Origin of the sequence: Pseudogemmobacter lacusdianii, from assembly GCF_030848395.1 — a bacterium.
In the GTDB taxonomy this organism is placed as follows: domain Bacteria; phylum Pseudomonadota; class Alphaproteobacteria; order Rhodobacterales; family Rhodobacteraceae; genus Pseudogemmobacter; species Pseudogemmobacter lacusdianii.
In genome coordinates, this window is the sequence record NZ_JAVDBT010000006.1 from 92,937 (window position 1) to 110,103 (window position 17,167).

Consider the following 17,167-nt stretch of genomic DNA (forward strand, 5'->3'; position numbering starts at 1 on the left):
TGCCCCCAAACCCCCTGAGGATCTTTAAAGACAGAAAATGAACGCGTTTGATATTTTCTGTCCTGTAAATATCCCCGCCGGAGGCTGCCCGAGCCGGTTGCACGCCCCTGGCGTGCAGAGGCGAGAAAAAGAGAATGCGCCGCAAGGCGCGCGATTGGATTGGCCCGTGTAGACAGATGGCAGCTCTTCCCCGACTCGCTCCTGCCTGCTAGATTTGGCCGCATGACCCTTCACTCCCCCAAAATATCGGATGCCTCTGGGCGTCCCGTCATTCGGCAACTGGATGAGGCGGCGATCAACCGGATCGCGGCGGGCGAGGTGGTGGAGCGTCCCGCCTCGGCGGTGAAAGAGCTTGTCGAGAATGCTTTGGATGCCGGGGCATCGCGGATCTCGGTCGATTATGCCGATGGTGGCAAGACGCTGATCCGGGTGACCGATGATGGGTGCGGCATGACTGCCGAGGATCTGCCCTTGGCGCTGACCCGGCATGCGACCTCGAAAATCGATGGCTCGGATCTTTTGGACATCCGCTCCTTCGGCTTTCGCGGTGAGGCTTTGCCCTCGCTCGGCTCGGTTGGGCGGCTCGTGATCACCTCGCGCGTGCAGGGGCAAGAGGCGGCGCAGATCAGTTGCGATGGCGGGCGGCTTGCCGCGCCGAGGCCGGCGGCTTTGTCGCGCGGCACCGTGGTGGAGTTGCGCGATCTTTTCCACGCCACCCCGGCGCGGCTGAAGTTCCTGCGCACCGACCGGGCTGAGGCGCAAGCGATCCATGAGGTGATCAAGCGCCTCGCGATGGCGGAGCCGACGGTTGGCTTTACGCTCTCGGAGATCTCGGTTGAAGGGGCGCGCAGCATCCTGCGGCTTGACCCTGAGCCGGGCGATCTTTTCGATGCTTTGCACCGCCGCCTCACCCGGCTTTTGGGCGCAGATTTCACCGCCAATGCGATGGTGATCGATGCCGAGCGGGATGGGTTGAAGCTGGTGGGCTATGCCGCTTTGCCGACCTATTCGCGCGGCTCTTCGACCCAGCAATATCTTTTCGTGAACGGCCGCCCAGTCTCGGACCGCTTGCTTTATGGTGCCTTGCGGGCGGCTTATTTCGACGTGCTCTCGCGCGATCGTCACCCGGCGGCGGTGCTCAATCTGATCGTCGATCCCGAGCGGGTCGATGTGAACGTGCATCCTGCCAAGGCCGAGGTGCGCTTTCGCGAGCCGGATGCCGCGCGCAGCCTGATCATCACCGCGATCCGCACCGCTTTGACCGGGGCGGGGCACCGCGCCTCGACCACGGTGGCGTCGGAAACCCTTGCCGCCTTCCGCCCGCAAGGCATGCCCGAGCGACCGCGCCAGCAAAGCCTTGCCGAGGCTTTTGCCTTGCAAGCCCCCGCCTCGCAAACCCCGGCGCCTTACGCGCCCTTTACGGCCCCTACGCCCGCGACCAATGGCTTTGCCGAGGCGCCCGTGGCCCGTGTGGCGATGCCCGAGCCGGCCCCAACTGAGCCCGCCCCTTCGCATCCATTGGGCGCGGCGCGGGCGCAGCTGCATGAGAATTGGATCATCGCCCAGACCGGGGATGGCATTGTTATTGTTGACCAACATGCCGCGCATGAGCGGCTGGTTTATGAACGGCTGAAGGCACAGATGGCCGAGAAGGGCATCGCCCGCCAGCCGCTGCTGATCCCCGAGATCGTGACGCTTTCGCCCACCGATGCGGCTTTGCTCCTCTCCGCTGCCCCGGCTTTGGCCGAGGCGGGGCTGGTGATTGAGCCCTTTGGCGGCGGTGCGATTGCGCTGACCGAGACGCCTGCGATCCTTGGCGCGGTGAATGGCGAGGCGCTCTTGCGCGACATTCTCGACGAGCTGGCAGATGGTGGCCACAGCGGGCTGACCCGCGCCCGGATTGATGCGGTGCTGTCGCGGATGGCTTGCCATGGCTCGGTCCGCTCGGGGCGGCAGATGCGGCCCGAGGAGATGAATGCGCTTTTGCGTGAGATGGAGATCACGCCGAACTCCGGTCAATGCAACCACGGCCGCCCGACGTGGGTTGAGCTGAAACTGCATGATATTGAACGCTTGTTCGGCCGCAGATGATCAGGCTTTTCGGGCAAGATTATCCTTGGACCGCGCCGGAGATCTTGATCCCCGCCGCGGCGCTTTTGGTGCTGCTGCTGTTGCTCTTTGCGATCTTCCGCGCGGCGTCACGCGCCTCATCGAATGCGGCACCTTTGCTGCGCGAGGTCGCTTGGCTGTCGCATAAGGTGCAGGCGATGGGCGACAGCCAAGAGCGGCTGTCGGGCGGGCTTTCGCATGTTGCCGAGGCGCAGGCCAAGTCGCAAAGCGCGATGCTGCATCTGATGGAGAACCGGCTGGCCGAGGTGCAACGGCGGATGACCGAGCAGCTGCAGGGCACCTCAGTCCGCACCGCACGCTCTTTGGGGGAGCTGCATCAGCGGTTGCAAACGATCGACAAGGCGCAGGAAAACATCGAAAAGCTGTCGGGCAATGTGCTGTCATTGCAAGATATTCTGTCGAACAAGCAGACCCGCGGCGCCTTTGGCGAGATCCAGTTGCATGACATTGTGCAAAAGGCTTTGCCCTCGGACAGCTACCGGATGCAGGCGACGCTGTCGAACGGGCGGCGGGCTGATTGCCTGATCCATTTGCCGCATCCGCCCGGCCCTATCGTTATCGATGCGAAATTCCCGCTGGAGGCCTATGAGGCCCTGCGCCGCGCCGACAATCCGCGTGCTGTGCAAGAGGCCAATGTCCAGCTCCGTGCCGCCGTGCGCGCCCATCTGCGCGCCATTGCCGATCGCTACATCATCGAAGGCGAAACCGCCGATGGTGCGCTGATGTTTCTGCCCTCCGAAGCGGTCTATGCCGAGCTGCATGGCAATTTCCCCGAGGTGATCCGAGAGGGCTTTGGGCTGAAAGTCTGGATCGTCTCGCCCACCACCTGCATGGCGACGCTGACGACGATGCGGGCGGTGCTGAAGGACGCAAGGATGCGTGAGCAGGCTGGCGCGATCCGCAAGGAACTCTCCCTGCTTTACGGCGATGTTGAGCGATTGGGGGCGCGGGTGGAGAACCTTGATCGCCACTTTGGCCAAGCGGCCAAGGATATCGAAGAGATCAAGATCAGCACCGACAAAGCCACCAAACGCGCGCGGCGTCTGGATAATTTTGACTTTGAGGAATTGGCCCCTGCCGATCCCTCTCCGGTGCTGATGCCGCGGCTGATCGACTAGTTCATTCGTTTGGGCGCGGGCAGGCCGTTAAGGTCTATCGCAGGTGCTTTGGGCCCGGCGGCTGGGGGGCTTTGCGCCCCCCAGACCCCCCGCAGAGTATTTGGGTCAAGATGAATGGATTTAGGCGTTGAGGCGGAAGCGGGCCATGAAGAAGCCGTCCATGCCGCCTTGGTCGCCCCAGAAGTCAGGCCGGGTGCGCAGGCCCCCAGCTTCCGTCCACCAGCTGTCTTCAACGCCTTGGATGGGCATGCGTTCGACGCTGAGCTTGGGGTGGCGGGCGAGGGTTTGGCTCAATTGATCTTCGCCCTCGGCGGGCAGGAGCGAGCAGGTCGAGAAGACCAAGCGGCCGCCGGGTTTGAGCCAAGTGACGGCGCGGTCGACCAGTTGGGCTTGCAAGGTGACGAGGGTGGCGAGCTCGGTCTCGTCCTTGACGAAGGGCAGGTCGGGGTGGCGGCGGATGGTGCCGGTGGCCGAGCAGGGCGCGTCGAGAAGGATGGCATCGAAAGGGGCTGTCGGCTGCCAAGTCAGCGCATCGGCGGCGATGACTTCGGCTTTGAGGTCCGTGCGGGCAAGGTTTTCGCGCAGGCGTTTGAGGCGCGCTTCGGAGAGATCGAGGGCGGTGACCTCGGCTCCGGTGGCCGCGAGCTGCATCGTTTTGCCGCCGGGGGCAGCGCAGAGATCGAGCACCCGCTCGCCCTTTTGCGCGTCAAGCAGCTTCGCTGGCAAAGCGGCGGCGGCGTCTTGCACCCACCAGCCACCTTTTGCATAGCCGGGCAAGTTGGAGACCTGGCCGGGCGCGCTGAGCCGCAGGCTACCGGTCGACAAAGCTTGGCCCTCGGGTGCTTCGGCCCCGGCGCGCAAGCTTAGATCAAGCGGAGGCTCCACGGCATGGACCGCTTCGATCGCGGTGACGGCTTCGCGACCATAGGCATGGACCATCGGTTGGCGCAGCCAGCGCGGCAGTTTCTGCACCGTGGGCAGCGGGCCTTCCGGAACCGCGCGCAAGACCGCATTGACCAGACCCGCCATATGGGTGGTTTTCTTGCCCGAGCGCGCGATGGCGACCGCCGCATTCACCACGCCATGCCCCGGTGCGCCCATGGCGCGCTCCACCACGGCGAGGCGCAGGATGTTCATCACCCGCAACGCGGGGCGTTTGCGCAGATGCACCGCCAAAGCGTGATCGGCAGGCTCGAGCCGGCGCAACACGGCCGAGGCCAGCCGCAAGGCCCGCGCCCGATCTTCGGGCGGCAGGCCCGCATCTGCGGCCTCGGTCAACATCCGCCCCTCGCCCAGCACCGCATCCAGCATCGCAACCGCTGCTGCCCGCGCCTTCACACCTTCGGCCATCCGCTTTCCCTTTCGACTTGCCGCGCCTATATCATGAGGCAGCACGGAAGGAACCCGACGATGTCTGCTGACGCTTCGAAGACTGCGATTTCTGCCGATTCCGCCGCTGAGACCGCGGTTGACCTGCCGCCCGCCGCGCAGCGCGCCTTGGCCGAGGCCGAAGAGCGCCGCCGCAACGCCGCCCCTGTCGCGTTGCCGCCCGAGCTTGGGGGCCGCAAGAAGGGGCTTGAGCCGGTGCGTTATGGCGATTGGGAGAAAAAAGGCCTCGCCGTCGATTTCTGACGGCAAGGCCCGGTCTTTCGGCTCTCAGTGCGGGGATTAAAGTCCCAGCACATCCATCATGTCATATTGGCCGGGCTTCTGGCCCTGCCCCCAAAGCACCGCGCGCAAGGCGCCACGAGCAAAAATGCCGCGATCGGTGGCAAGGTGGCGCAGCACCACCCGCTCGCCATCGGCGGCAAAGATCACATCATGCTCGCCCACCACATCGCCGCCGCGAATGGCGCTGAAGCCGATATCGCCGCGCTTGCGGGCGCCAGTGATGCCGTGGCGGCCCGAGTCCATATGGTCCTCAAGGCTGATGCCACGGCCTTCCGCCGCCGCACGACCCAGCATCAAGGCGGTGCCCGAGGGCGCGTCGACCTTCATCCGGTGATGCGCCTCGACCACTTCCACATCCCAATCTTCGTCCAAAGCGGCGGCGATCTTTTGGGTCATCCGCACCAAGAGATTGACGCCCAAGGACATATTGCCGGCCCGCACGATGACGGCATGGCGCGACGCGGCCTCAAGCTTTTCTAGATCCGCAGGCTCCAGCCCGGTGGTGCCGATCACATGCACGAGCCGCGCTTGCGCCGCCAAAGCGGCGAAGCCGACCGTTGCAGCGGGGGCGGTGAAATCGACCACGCCTTGCGCCTTGGCAAAGGCCTCAAGCGGGTCATCGGTGACCAAGACGCCCATCGCCGCGCCGCCCATACATTCGCCGATATCGCGGCCGATCCACGGATGGCCCTCGCGTTCAATGCAGGCAACGAGCCGCGCGCGGTCGCTGGCGGCAATGCTGCGGGCCAGCATTTGGCCCATCCGGCCCGAGGCTCCGGTGACAACGATACCCGGTAGATCAGCCATGTTCCGGCCCTTTCTTGCAGCTGCCCCTGCCGGACGTGACCGGCGCGGCCTTTGGCCGATGCTTTACCCCCCGAAACCCCCGCCCCGCAAGCCGCCGTTGCGGGTTGGCGCGAAAGGCCCTATGTGGGTGCCATGTCCAATAAACGTTCCTCCTCGGCCGCAGGCCCCTCGCAGCGTCAGCTTCGCATCGGCGAATTGATCCGCCGCACCCTTTCCGATGTCTTGAACCGCTCGGAAATCCACGATCCGGTGCTGAACTCGATGCCGATCACCGTGGGTGAGGTTTCGGTCTCGAATGACCTGAAAGTGGCGACCGTCTATGTGATGCCGCTGATGGGCACCGGCTCGGTTGATGAGGCGGTAAAGGCTTTGGCACGCAACCGGGGTGAGCTGCGCCGCCGGATTGGCGGGGAACTCACGCTGAAATATGCGCCCGATCTGCGCTTCCGCCCCGATGAGACCTTTGACCGTTTGGACGAGACCCGGCGTCTGTTCCAAGATCCGAAAGTGCAGCGCGATATTGCTGTATCCGAGGATGAGGACGAAGACGGCGAGGACCGCAGCTAAAGATGCGGGCCCTCCTCGCCCTTCTCGCCCTGCTGATGCCGCAGGCGGCTGAGGCGGCCTCTTGCCGAGACGACCAATTCGAAGGCAAATCCTTTACCCTATGCGAAGTGCAGGCGGGCGAAGAGCTGCGGCTTTTTGGGGCTGGCGAGAGCGGTGCCTTGGGCAGCTTTCGCGCCGTCGATGAGGCGCTGAGCGCCGAGAGCAAACGGCTTGGCTTTGCGATGAATGCGGGCATGTATCACCGCGACCGATCGCCGGTGGGGCTTTACATCGGCGAGGGCGCCGAGGCCGCACCTTTGGTCACCCGCGCCGGTCCGGGCAATTTTGGCCTTTTGCCCAATGGCGTCTTTTGCTGGGGTGGAGCGGTCACGGGCTTTGCGGTGATTGAAAGCAACCGCTTCAAAGCCGATCCGCCCGCTTGCCGTTTTGCCAGCCAATCCGGCCCCATGCTGGTGATCGAGGGCGCTTTGCACCCGCGCTTTTTGCCCGACAGCGACAGTGAGAACATCCGCAACGGCGTCGGCGTGCCGAAGGATGGCGGCCGGGCGGTCTTTGTCATGGCCAATGACCCGCTGAATTTCCACCAATTTGCGCGTTATTTCCGCGACCATCTGGGTCTGCAGGATGCGCTTTACTTTGACGGCAGCATCTCGCGGCTTTATGCGCCCGAGCTTGGCCGCCATGACGGCGGTTTTCCGATGGGTCCGATTGTCGGGACCGTGGTTCCGAAGGACTGAGCGATGGCAAAAGTGAAAAAGGGCCGGCCGGTGCACGGCTGGGTGATCGTTGATAAGCCCGCGGGCATCGGCTCTACCCAAGTGGTGGGCAAGGTGCGTTGGGCGTTCAATGCGCAAAAGGCCGGCCATGCCGGGACTTTGGACCCTGATGCGACGGGCGTCTTGGCGATTGCTTTGGGCGAGGCGACAAAGACCGTGCCGCTGATCATGGATGCGCGCAAATGCTATCGCTTCATGGTGAATTTCGGCGCCGAGACCTCAACCGATGATGCGGCGGGTGAGGTTCTGCGGCGCGCGGATCTGCGGCCTTCGGACGGTGAGATTGAAGCGGCATTGGCAGCCTTCCGCGGCGATATCATGCAGGTTCCGCCGCAGGTCTCGGCGGTGAAGGTGGAGGGCGAGCGCGCCTATGATCTGGCCCGCGAGGGGATTGAGATGGACCTCGCCGCGCGCCCCTTGTTTGTCGAGCGGCTGGAGATTTTGGCGCGGCCCAGTGCCGACCAAGTTGAGCTGAAGATGGTCTGCGGCAAGGGCGGCTATGTGCGCGCTATCGCGCGTGATCTGGGCCGGGCCTTGGGGGCTTTGGGCCATGTCGCGTGGCTGCGCCGCGAATGGTCGGGCCCCTTTGAGGCCGCAAAGGGCGTCTCGATGGAAGAGATCGAAGCCTTGGCGCGCAGCGAAGAGATCGACCGTTACTTGCAGCCCTTGGAGCTGGGTCTGACCGATCTGCCCGAGGTCCGCTGCACGCCGGAAGGGGTGCAGCGCCTCCGCAATGGAAATGCGGGCCAGGTTCTGGGCCATCTGCCTTACGGTGAAGAGGCTTGGGCCAGCTTTGACGGCCAAGCCGTGGCCGTGGGCCGCTATATGGGCGGCGAGCTGCACCCAAGCCGCGTTTTCGTGCGCTAAGGAGCCGGCGCGGGGGGCATCGAGCCCCCGCTTGCCGGCGCTGCCGCGGAACAATTTCAGGCGGCGAGGAGCGTGATGTCTTTGGGTGTGAGGCCCGCACCACCGCTGACCCGTGCGATCAGATCGCCGTCTAACATGACCTCGACATCTTCAGTGCCCTCGACCAATGCCAAGGTCAGTTCTGGCGTGGCATGCAAAGCGGGATCGTAGACCAGCACGATCTGATCCTCGGCCGGGTCATAATCGGTGATCGTTGCAAAGCCACCCTGACCCAGCCATTGACTGAGAATGAAGTTGTCACGGCCTTCGTCGCCATAGCCGCAATCGCCCACGCCCAGCACCAGCGTATCATCCCCGGCGCCGCCGTTGAGGAAGTCGGTCTCATCGTCATCACCCTCGGGGAAAGCACCGGAAAGGTGGTCATCGCCCGCGCCGCCGTCCAAAGTGTCAGAGCCTGCGCCGCCGCTGAGCCAATCGTCATCTTCGCCGCCGGCAAGCCAGTCATCGCCTGCGCCACCGTCCAGCAGATCCCGGCCCTCACCGCCGATCAGCGTGTCATGCCCCGCCTCACCGCTGAGACTGTCATCGCCCTCATAGCCGCAAATCGAATCATCGCCAGAGCCGCCGATCAGCCGGTCATCGCCCGCCTCTCCATGCAATGTATCCTCACCATCGCCGCCCAAGGCGAGGTCATCGCCAGCCCCCGCCCATAGGATATCGTCGCCCGCATCGCCCGAGATCGTGTCATCACCCGCCCGTCCCACGATCTGATCATGGCCTTCGCCCCCCATAAGGCTGTCGGCCGCATTGCCGCCGGCCATAAGGTCATCCGCAGGCCCGCCAAACTGCACCGCCGAAGGGTCGGGCGCATCAGGAATGTCATCTGAAACAATGCCATCCGGGCTTGGTGTCGGATCCGGTTCGTCCGGGGGGGCGATGATTTCGTCCAAAGGCGTGCCGCCGCCGCTGGCGGCAGTGTCTGGCCCCAGAGCGTCATTGCCCCCTTCAACATCGGCATTTTCATCCGTGTCCGAAGCGGTTGTGAAAACGGATTCGGCAAGTATTCCGGCAAACATCGCGCCGAAGAGCCCCAGCATTGCCAGCATTCAGCACCCCCAAACTTTACCACGCCACACCCCTGCAGCGTTAACCAAAGTTCCGTTAACCATTTGATCAGGCACATAAAAGTTAACGGGAGTCATAGCATATTTTGAACGCTTTCAAAAGCGCTTTGGCCTTTCGGGCAAAGGAGAATGCGGCAAATGCAGTTTATCTGCCGCCTGCCTTGGTGGGCACGCGGCGCATAAGCGCGCAAGCGAACGGGCTTCCCTTTTGGCCGCAATGCCGGTATAGGCCGCTATCCGCCTTTGCGCGGAGCCTCCAAGGGCCCTGCTGGACGACATCCCGGCTTGTGCCATGACCCTTCATTTTACAGGAGATCCCGATGTCGATCACCGTCGAAGAAAAAGCCCGCCTGATCAAAGAATACGCAACCAAAGAAGGCGACACCGGTTCGCCCGAAGTGCAAGTTGCGATCCTTTCCTCGCGCATCGCTACCCTGACCGAGCACTTCAAATCGCATAAGAAAGACAACCACTCGCGTCGTGGTCTTCTGATGCTCGTGGCGCAACGCCGCAAACTGCTCGACTACCTGAAAAAGACCGACGAAGCTCGCTACAGCTCGCTGATCGCCCGTCTGGGCCTGCGCCGCTAAGCGCTTTTCGATTTCGAAAAGAAGAACGCCCGTCTCGCAAGAGGCGGGCGTTTTCTTTGCATCTCAAAGGCGTCGCGTCACATCGGGCTGCACCTATTGCCAAGCCGACGCTGGCCTCTTAGATCCGCCCTGTCGAGAAGGTTTCAAGCGGTCAGGTTAGTCCGCATCGCGAGGCAGTGCCCTTGCGTAAACCGACATGCATTTCGCATGACCCACGGCGCCGTTCAACGCGGCGTCATGGGTTCACCGGCCAAAAGCCGACGCTCGGGCGCCTTCGATTTCTGGAGACCAAGCGTGACAAAGAAAACCCTGATCATCGCCCAATTGACCATCACCTTTTGCATGGCTGTCACCATGTCGGCTGTGATGAGCTTGATTTTTGGCGGCTATAGCGACGACTTTTTCAGCCGCTGGCCGCTGCAGGCCCTGACCGCATGGCCGATCGCCTTCATCTTCACCCAAGCTTACGGCCCGCTTGGTTTTTTCGTCGCGCATAAACTGACCGCGCGCAAAGGCTAAGCCCGATCATCGCGGAAGTTCTTTGGGCATTGGGGGCGCCCCCCAATGCCCAAAGCGAGAAGCTTAAAGCTTGGGGCCTTCGCCGACCATGCTGGCGTTCATCTCATAGCGCTCGGCCAGCGCCTTGGCTTCCCCAGCCGACCAGCTGTTCCAAAAGCCCTCATAAGCCACGTCGCCTTTCAGCAAAGCGATCAGCAGCTTCGCGGCCTGACCGGGTACGTCGTAGGATTCGATCACCATAACATCGACTTTTGCACCGCAAGCGGCCGAGACGCTGTCCAGATAGCCCGTGCCCGGCATCTCCCGCGCAACCTCAACCGATTGCAGATGGATCGCGGGATCGCAGACCAACTGGTAGGCTGAAGAATCGACCGTGCCTTGCCGATCGTAAAAGCGCGCCTCGCCCACCGAACTGGCCGGACCGTGCTTCTCGTCCAAGGATTTCTTCAGGTTGGCGACCGAAAGCTTGGCACTTTTCGGGATGTCCCAAGACCGCGACAATGCCTCAGCGACCTCAGCGCCAGCGTTTTCACCCAAGGTGCTATAGGTGATGCCAATGATATCCTCGGGCTTGCCCTCGACCACCTCTGAGGCGCCTTTGGTCCAGACATCATAGGCTTGCGTCATGCCATTGGTGTATTCCTTGACCGAGGACTCGTCCTCGGATTTCGCAAAACCCTCGGCTTGCAGCTTTTCTTCCATCTCGGCGCGGGTCATGCCCACCGTCATGCCAAGGATGTCAAAACCCTTGGGCGCGGCCACTTTGAACTCGTCGCGCATCGGCTGCAGCACCGGGAAGAGATCAAAGCTATTCCCCGCCAAAGCGCCACCTTCGGTGAAGGTGATCTTGTAAAGACCGTCTTCACCCGGAGCGACCGAGAAGTTCATGCTCTCGGGGCAATTGGCCGAGTATTTCGTGATGACGGCGGCTTTGTCCTTCACCGCACCCGTCTCATCGCGGGTGAAGTTCATCAGGCACTCGCCGAAAGCCATATCAGCGAAACCATTCGGCGCGACGGTCACTTCGCCATAGCCGCCGATCTGGGTCAGAGTGATGCCGATGTCATTATAGCTGACGTTGAAATAGCCATCATTGGCCAGCGCCCCGCTGGTGCTGCAGGCAAGAATGGCGGCGCAGAGGGCCGTGGACTTCGGCAGGGAAGAGAAACGAAGGCGCAAGTCTAAAGGCTCCTGTCTGGAAAAGATGGGCGAAGGCGGGGCCTTGCCGCAGGTATCGGATCGGATACGGCCAAGTATTTGAGGAAGCAACATACCGCCATCAAACAAAAAATCTCAATCCGCCGCTGCGTTTAACCCGTTAAAAACAAGTGTTGCAAGGCCGCTAGGCGGACATTGCTTGGCGACGCGCTTTTGCGAAAGCGGCAAGCATCGACTTCAAGCAAGCGTCGGAAAAACCGTCATTCAGGTCGCTGGTCGAAGCACGGAACGGATGGTCCGCCCGTAACCTCTGCCTGAACGGAGTGCCTAAGCCATGACCATTGCCGCCGACCATGAACCTCTGCCGTCATGGCAAAGATCCCCTCTCGTCTTCGCGGTTCTGGCTGTGGCTTTGGTGATTTGCTGGAGTTCGGGCTTTGTGGGCATCCGCTTTGCTAATGAGACCGTCTCGGTCGCCGGCATCCTCTTTTGGCGGAGCTTTCTGTCAGGATTGATCCTGCTGCCCTTCTTGCTGCGTGGGCCGAAGCTTGGCCTCCCCGCCTTGGGCGATCAGGCGATCTATGCCTTCCTTGGCATGTTCCTTTACTTGGGCGGCTTTGCGCTTTCGATCTCTTACCGCGTGCCCACCGGCCTCGTGGCACTCATGGCCGATCTGGTGCCCTTGGCGATTGCCATGCTGTCCGCCCCAATCCTTGGGCAAAGGCTAACCGGACGGCAATGGCTGGGCACCTTCATTGCCTTGGCCGGTGTTGTTGCCGTCTCAGCCGATGCTTTGCGGATCGGCAGCGCGCCGCTGGTCGCTTATCTGATGCCCGCCATTGGTATGATCGCCTTTGCCGTCTCGACCGTCATTCAAAAGCGTCGCTCGATGGCCAAGGTGCCAATCCTGCAAAGCCTTTGCCTGCAATGCCTTTTCGCAGCTGCCATGTTCGCGCCCTTTGCCGCCAGCTCGGGTGACCTTGCCCCGCCGATGACCCAAAACTTTGCCATCGCCATGCTCTGGCTGGTGCTGCTGGCAACCTTTGGCGCGTGGAGCATCTACTACCTGTGCTTGCGGCTTTGGTCTCCGGTGCGGGTTTCGGCGGTGATCTATCTTAGCCCGCCGGTCACCATGCTGTGGTCCTATGCGCTTTTTGATGAGCCGCTGACGCTTGCGATGATGCTGGGACTGGTGGTCACTTTGATCGGAGTTTGGCTGGTCTCGATGCCAAAACCGGGCCAGACCGGCTGAAGCCCGCCGAAGCCGCCCCTTCCCATAAGACCGATTTTCCTATATGGCCTCGGCCATCTGTGACGTGAAAGCCCTCCCCCGGGGCACATGCATCAGGATCGGGGGGCGGCGGCAATGGGGCCGCCACATGTGGGACCACCGGCAGGGGCCGGGCCCAAGAGGAAACGATATATGTTCAATGTGACGAAAAAATCGATCCAGTGGGGCGATGAAACGCTGACCCTGGAAACGGGTAAAGTTGCGCGTCAGGCTGACGGTTCGGTCATCGCCACGCTTGGCGACACCCAAGTCATGGCCAACGTGACTTACGCAAAATCGCCGAAGCCCGGCCAGGATTTCTTCCCCCTGACCGTGCACTACCAAGAGAAATACTACGCAGCCGGCAAGATCCCCGGTGGCTTCTTCAAGCGCGAGGCGCGTCCCTCGGAAAAGGAAACGCTGGTTTCCCGCCTGATCGACCGCCCCTGCCGCCCGCTGTTCGTCGAGGGCTTCAAGAACGAAGTGCTCGTCATGGCGACCGTGCTGTCGTGCGACCTGCACAATGACCCCGACATCGTTGCGATGATCGCCGTTTCGGCGGCTCTGACCATCTCGGGCGTGCCCTTCATGGGTCCGATCGGTGCCGCGCGCGTTGGCTTCGTCGATGGCAAATACGTTCTGAACCCCTCGATGGACGACATGACCCAACTGCGCGGCAAGCCCGAGCAGCGTCTGGACCTCGTCGTCGCCGGCACCAAAGACGCCGTGATGATGGTGGAATCGGAAGCCTATGAGCTGAGCGAAGAAGAAATGCTCGGCGCTGTGGTCTTCGGCCATGAGGCGATGCAGCCGGTGATCGACATGATCATCGACTTCGCTGAAGTCGCGGCGAAAGAGCCGATGGACTTCACCCCGCCCGATTTCTCGGACCTCTATGCTTCGGTGAAAAAAGCCGGTGAAGCAGAGATGCGTGCCGCTTTCGCTCTGCGCGACAAGCAAGAACGCACCAATGCGATCAAAGCCGCAGTGGCCACGATCACCGCTTCTGTCACGGAAGAAGAGAAAGCCGACGCGAACTTTGGTTCGGCGATCAAAAAGCTGGAATCGGACATCCTCCGCGGCGACGTGGTGAAGACCGGCACCCGCATCGACGGCCGTGACACCAAAACCGTGCGTCCGATCGTGGTCGAAAACGGCATCCTGCCGCGCGCCCATGGTTCGGCGCTCTTCACCCGCGGTGAGACCCAGTCGGTTTGCGTTGCCACCCTCGGCACCGGCGAAGATGAGCAAATCATCGACGCGCTGAACGGCAACTACCGCTCGAACTTCCTGCTGCACTACAACTTCCCGCCCTATTCGGTTGGTGAAGTCGGTCGTGTTGGCTCGCCCGGCCGTCGTGAGATCGGCCATGGCAAGCTCGCATGGCGCGCGCTGCAAGCGGTTCTGCCGGCTCCGACCGATTTCCCCTACACGGTGCGCATCGTGTCGGAGATCACCGAGTCGAACGGTTCGTCCTCGATGGCAACCGTCTGCGGTGGCTCGCTCGCCATGCTTGATGCGGGCGTTCCGCTGAAAGCGCCGGTGGCTGGCGTCGCAATGGGCCTGATCTTGGAAGACAGCGGCGAATACGCCGTTCTGACCGATATCCTTGGCGACGAGGATCACCTCGGCGACATGGACTTCAAAGTTGCCGGCACCACCGAGGGCATCACCTCGCTGCAAATGGACATCAAGATTGCCGGCATCACGCCCGCGATCATGAAAGAAGCGCTGGCGCAAGCTCGCGAAGGCCGTCTGCACATCTTGGGCGAAATGGCCAAGACCCTCTCGGCTCCGCAAGGCTTCTCGGCCTATGCACCGAAGATCGAAACGCTGACCATCCCGACCGATAAGATCCGTGAAGTGATCGGTTCGGGCGGCAAGGTCATCCGTGAGATCGTTGAGGTTTCGGGTGCTAAGGTCGACATCAATGATGACGGCGTGATCAAGATTGCTTCCTCGGATGCAGCTGCGATCAAGAAGGCGCATGAGATGATCTGGTCGATCGTCGCTGAGCCGGAAGAAGGCCAAATCTACACTGGCAAAGTGGTGAAACTGGTCGACTTCGGTGCCTTCGTGAACTTCTTCGGCAAGCGCGACGGTCTGGTCCACGTCTCCCAGATCGCCAACAAGCGTCTGAACCATCCGAATGAAATTCTGAAGGAAGGTCAGGAAGTTAAGGTCAAGCTCTTGGGCTTCGACGATCGTGGCAAGGTCCGCCTTGGCATGAAGATGGTCGACCAAGAGACCGGCGCTGAGATCGCGCCTGAAGCTGAAGCAAAAGCCGAAGGCTAAGCCCAGTTCGTATCCTTGAAAACCAAAGGCCCCGGAGGAAACTCCGGGGCCTTTTTTGATCGCACCCATCGAACTGCAAGCCATCAAAGAAGGGCACGCTTCTCCCGCCCACCCGGCATAAGACCGAATATTCTTCGCACAAAAGCCAACTACACCGCACAGAATTGCACGACACTTGCATCACGCAGGCAACTTCACCAAAATTTCTTATCGAAATTCCGTTATTCTGATCACGGAATTTGCGGAGCGGAGAATCCCATGCGTGTCGTCGTCCTAGGAGCAGGTGTCGTTGGTGTCACCTCGGCTTGGTATCTGGCACAGGCAGGGCATGAGGTGACGGTGGTTGACCGTCAGCCCGGTCCGGCGCTGGAGACCTCGTTCGCCAATGCTGGTGAGGTCTCCTTTGGCTATTGCAGCCCTTGGGCCGCGCCGGGCATTCCGATGAAGGCCATGAAATGGCTGATGATGGAACATGCGCCGCTGATCCTGCGCCCCAAGCTCGACGCCGCCATGCTGACTTGGCTGGCAAAGATGCTGCGCAACTGCACCTCGGCCCGCTATGCGGTGAACAAAAGCCGGATGCTGCGGCTGGCTGATTACAGCCGCACCTCGCTGGCCGCTTTGAGAGACGAGACCGGCATTGCCTATGACGAGCGGATGAAAGGCACCTTGCAGCTCTTCCGCACCGCCGCGCAGTTGGAAGCTTCGGCCAAGGATGTGCAGGCGCTGAAGGCTGACGGCATCCCTTGCGAGATCCTTGATCCCGCCGGCTGCATCGCGCAGGAACCCGCGCTGGCGCAGGCCCGCGACAAGATTGTGGGCGGCCTCCTCACCCCGCTGGATGAGACCGGCGATTGCTTCAAATTCACCAACCGCTTGACCGAGTTGGCCGCCGCCAAAGGCGTCACCTTCCGCTGGGGCGAACAGATCCGTCGCGTCTTGACCGAGGGCGGCCGGGCCGTCGGTGCTGTCACCGACAAGGGCGTGATCACCGCCGATGCCGTCGTGGTGGCCTTGGGCTCTTACAGCCCGATGATACTGGCCGAGCATGGCATCAAACTGCCGGTCTATCCGGTGAAGGGTTACTCGCTGACCGTACCGATCACCAACCCCGAGTTGGCGCCGGAATCCACCGTGATGGACGAGAGCTACAAGATCGCAATCACCCGGCTTGGCGACCGCATCCGCGTGGGCGGCATGGCGGAAATCTCGGGCTACAACAATAAGTTGGAGCCCGCCCGTCGCCGCACGCTTGAGCATTCGGTCACCGATCTCTTCCCCGGTGGCGATATGTCGAAAGCCGAATTCTGGTCCGGCCTGCGCCCGATGACGCCCGATGGCACCCCGGTGATCGGCGGCACCCATATCCCGGGGCTGTTCCTGAACACCGGCCACGGCACCTTGGGCTGGACCATGTCCACCGGCTCAGCTCGGGTGATTGCGGATGTCGTCTCGGGTCGTCAGCCCGATATCGATGCCGCCGATTTGGCCATCCACCGCTACAGCCCGAAATCCCGCCGCCCCGCCCCGCAGGCGCAGGCCGTTCCAGCCGAATAAGCCCTTAGAATGCAAAACGCCCACGAGGATCTCGCGGGCGTTTTTCGTTTTCAAGGCCGGTATCAGACCGGGCGCTTGGCAAAGCGCAGATAGGGCAGCTTGATGTCCAGCTCACCATATTTCTCGACTGCTTGATCGGTCGGCACCGAAAGCGCCACGATCACATCTTGGCCCGGCACCCAGTTGGCGGGCGTCGCGAACGGCACACCATCAGTGGCTTGCACCGCATCCAGCGCCCGCAGGATTTCCGCAAAGTTGCGGCCCACCGACATCGGATAGGTCATGGTCAGACGGATCTTCTTATCCGGCCCGATGATATAGACGGTGCGCACGGTGGCCGAGTTGGCGGGGGTGCGGCCTTCGGTCGGCAGGTAGAAATCCGCCGGCAGCATGTCATAGGCCTTCGAGACGGTCAGCGAGACGTCATCGATGATCGGGAAATCCGCCGGAGCGCCTGCGAAGCTTTCGATGTCACACTTCCATTTCTCGTGATCCGAGACCGAATCGACGGAAACGCCAATCACCTTGGTGTTGCGCTTCTTCCATTCCGGGATCAGCTGGGCGACGGCACCGAACTCGGTGGTGCAGACCGGCGTGAAATCGCGCGGGTGGCTGAAGAGGATCGCATAGCTGTCGCCGATCCACTCGTGGAACTTGATTTGGCCGGCGGTCGACTCGGCGGTGAAATCAGGGGCGGTGTCGTTGATGCGAACCATGG

At 62.1% G+C, this 17,167-nt stretch carries 16 protein-coding genes; 11 read left to right on the top strand and 5 right to left on the bottom strand.

Annotated features, from left to right (window positions below; genetic code table 11):
- The first annotated feature begins 222 nt into the window (after window positions 1–222).
- Together mutL and Q9295_RS07720 are read left to right on the top strand one after the other, a co-directional pair.
- Entirely contained in the window at window positions 223–2,091 is a 1,869-nt protein-coding gene (gene mutL / locus Q9295_RS07715) for a DNA mismatch repair endonuclease MutL (protein WP_306679955.1), read from the top strand.
- Window positions 2,088–3,248 carry a DNA recombination protein RmuC gene (locus Q9295_RS07720; protein ID WP_306679956.1) on the top strand — a complete coding sequence of 387 codons (1,161 nt, stop codon included), beginning with the start codon at window positions 2,088–2,090 and terminating at the stop codon, window positions 3,246–3,248. The genes mutL and Q9295_RS07720 overlap by 4 nt, the downstream gene beginning before the upstream one ends.
- Before the next feature lie 120 nt (window positions 3,249–3,368).
- Here Q9295_RS07720 and Q9295_RS07725 read toward each other — a convergent pair whose 3' ends face one another.
- Window positions 3,369–4,598 (bottom strand): RsmB/NOP family class I SAM-dependent RNA methyltransferase, encoded by a 1,230-nt coding sequence (locus Q9295_RS07725; RefSeq protein ID WP_306679957.1) that lies wholly within the window; start codon window positions 4,596–4,598, stop codon window positions 3,369–3,371.
- 60 nt (window positions 4,599–4,658) lie between these two features.
- Here Q9295_RS07725 and Q9295_RS07730 point away from each other — a divergent pair, with 60 nt between their 5' ends.
- A complete protein-coding gene (locus Q9295_RS07730) occupies window positions 4,659–4,880 on the top strand; it encodes a DUF1674 domain-containing protein (RefSeq protein ID WP_306679958.1) in 222 nt (73 codons plus the stop codon).
- A 36-nt stretch (window positions 4,881–4,916) separates the two neighbouring features.
- On the opposite strand, the gene dapB is transcribed toward Q9295_RS07730, so the two are convergent.
- Window positions 4,917–5,726 (bottom strand): 4-hydroxy-tetrahydrodipicolinate reductase, encoded by an 810-nt coding sequence (gene dapB / locus Q9295_RS07735; protein WP_306679959.1) that lies wholly within the window; start codon window positions 5,724–5,726, stop codon window positions 4,917–4,919.
- Between the two features lie 132 nt (window positions 5,727–5,858).
- Between dapB and rbfA the strand changes: the two genes are divergently transcribed.
- The 3 genes from rbfA to truB are packed head-to-tail and all read left to right on the top strand — an operon-like array spanning window position 5,859 to window position 7,936.
- Entirely contained in the window at window positions 5,859–6,293 is a 435-nt protein-coding gene (gene rbfA / locus Q9295_RS07740) for a 30S ribosome-binding factor RbfA (RefSeq protein ID WP_306679960.1), read from the top strand.
- 2 nt (window positions 6,294–6,295) lie between these two features.
- Window positions 6,296–7,030 (top strand): phosphodiester glycosidase family protein, encoded by a 735-nt coding sequence (locus tag Q9295_RS07745; protein ID WP_306679961.1) that lies wholly within the window; start codon window positions 6,296–6,298, stop codon window positions 7,028–7,030.
- Between the two features lie 3 nt (window positions 7,031–7,033).
- Window positions 7,034–7,936, top strand: a complete 903-nt coding sequence (gene truB / locus Q9295_RS07750) for a tRNA pseudouridine(55) synthase TruB (RefSeq protein ID WP_306679962.1) — start codon at window positions 7,034–7,036, stop codon at window positions 7,934–7,936.
- Between the two features lie 56 nt (window positions 7,937–7,992).
- On the opposite strand, the gene Q9295_RS07755 is transcribed toward truB, so the two are convergent.
- A complete protein-coding gene (locus Q9295_RS07755; RefSeq protein WP_306679963.1) occupies window positions 7,993–9,042 on the bottom strand; it encodes a calcium-binding protein in 1,050 nt (349 codons plus the stop codon).
- A gap of 338 nt (window positions 9,043–9,380) precedes the next feature.
- Between Q9295_RS07755 and rpsO the strand changes: the two genes are divergently transcribed.
- The gene (gene rpsO / locus Q9295_RS07760; protein ID WP_306679964.1) at window positions 9,381–9,650 is read left to right on the top strand and encodes a 30S ribosomal protein S15; all 270 of its coding nucleotides are present in this window, start codon (window positions 9,381–9,383) and stop codon (window positions 9,648–9,650) included.
- Between the two features lie 294 nt (window positions 9,651–9,944).
- Window positions 9,945–10,169 carry a DUF2798 domain-containing protein gene (locus Q9295_RS07765; RefSeq protein WP_306679965.1) on the top strand — a complete coding sequence of 75 codons (225 nt, stop codon included), beginning with the start codon at window positions 9,945–9,947 and terminating at the stop codon, window positions 10,167–10,169.
- 63 nt (window positions 10,170–10,232) lie between these two features.
- Here Q9295_RS07765 and Q9295_RS07770 read toward each other — a convergent pair whose 3' ends face one another.
- On the bottom strand, window positions 10,233–11,348 hold the full coding sequence (locus tag Q9295_RS07770) for a hypothetical protein (RefSeq protein ID WP_306679966.1): 1,116 nt from the start codon (window positions 11,346–11,348) through the stop codon (window positions 10,233–10,235).
- 313 nt (window positions 11,349–11,661) lie between these two features.
- Here Q9295_RS07770 and Q9295_RS07775 point away from each other — a divergent pair, with 313 nt between their 5' ends.
- The 3 genes from Q9295_RS07775 to Q9295_RS07785 all read left to right on the top strand — a co-directional run bounded on the left by Q9295_RS07775 (window position 11,662) and on the right by Q9295_RS07785 (window position 16,449).
- Entirely contained in the window at window positions 11,662–12,579 is a 918-nt protein-coding gene (locus Q9295_RS07775; RefSeq protein ID WP_306679967.1) for a DMT family transporter, read from the top strand.
- 171 nt (window positions 12,580–12,750) lie between these two features.
- Window positions 12,751–14,892 (top strand): polyribonucleotide nucleotidyltransferase, encoded by a 2,142-nt coding sequence (gene pnp, locus Q9295_RS07780; RefSeq protein WP_306679968.1) that lies wholly within the window; start codon window positions 12,751–12,753, stop codon window positions 14,890–14,892.
- Between the two features lie 15 nt (window positions 14,893–14,907).
- The gene (locus Q9295_RS07785; protein WP_306679969.1) at window positions 14,908–16,449 is read left to right on the top strand and encodes a D-amino acid dehydrogenase; all 1,542 of its coding nucleotides are present in this window, start codon (window positions 14,908–14,910) and stop codon (window positions 16,447–16,449) included.
- Between the two features lie 62 nt (window positions 16,450–16,511).
- Here the strand turns inward: Q9295_RS07785 and Q9295_RS07790 are convergent, their stop codons facing one another.
- Window positions 16,512–17,165, bottom strand: a complete 654-nt coding sequence (locus Q9295_RS07790) for a peroxiredoxin (RefSeq protein WP_306679970.1) — start codon at window positions 17,163–17,165, stop codon at window positions 16,512–16,514.
- Between the last annotated feature and the right edge of the window lie 2 nt (window positions 17,166–17,167).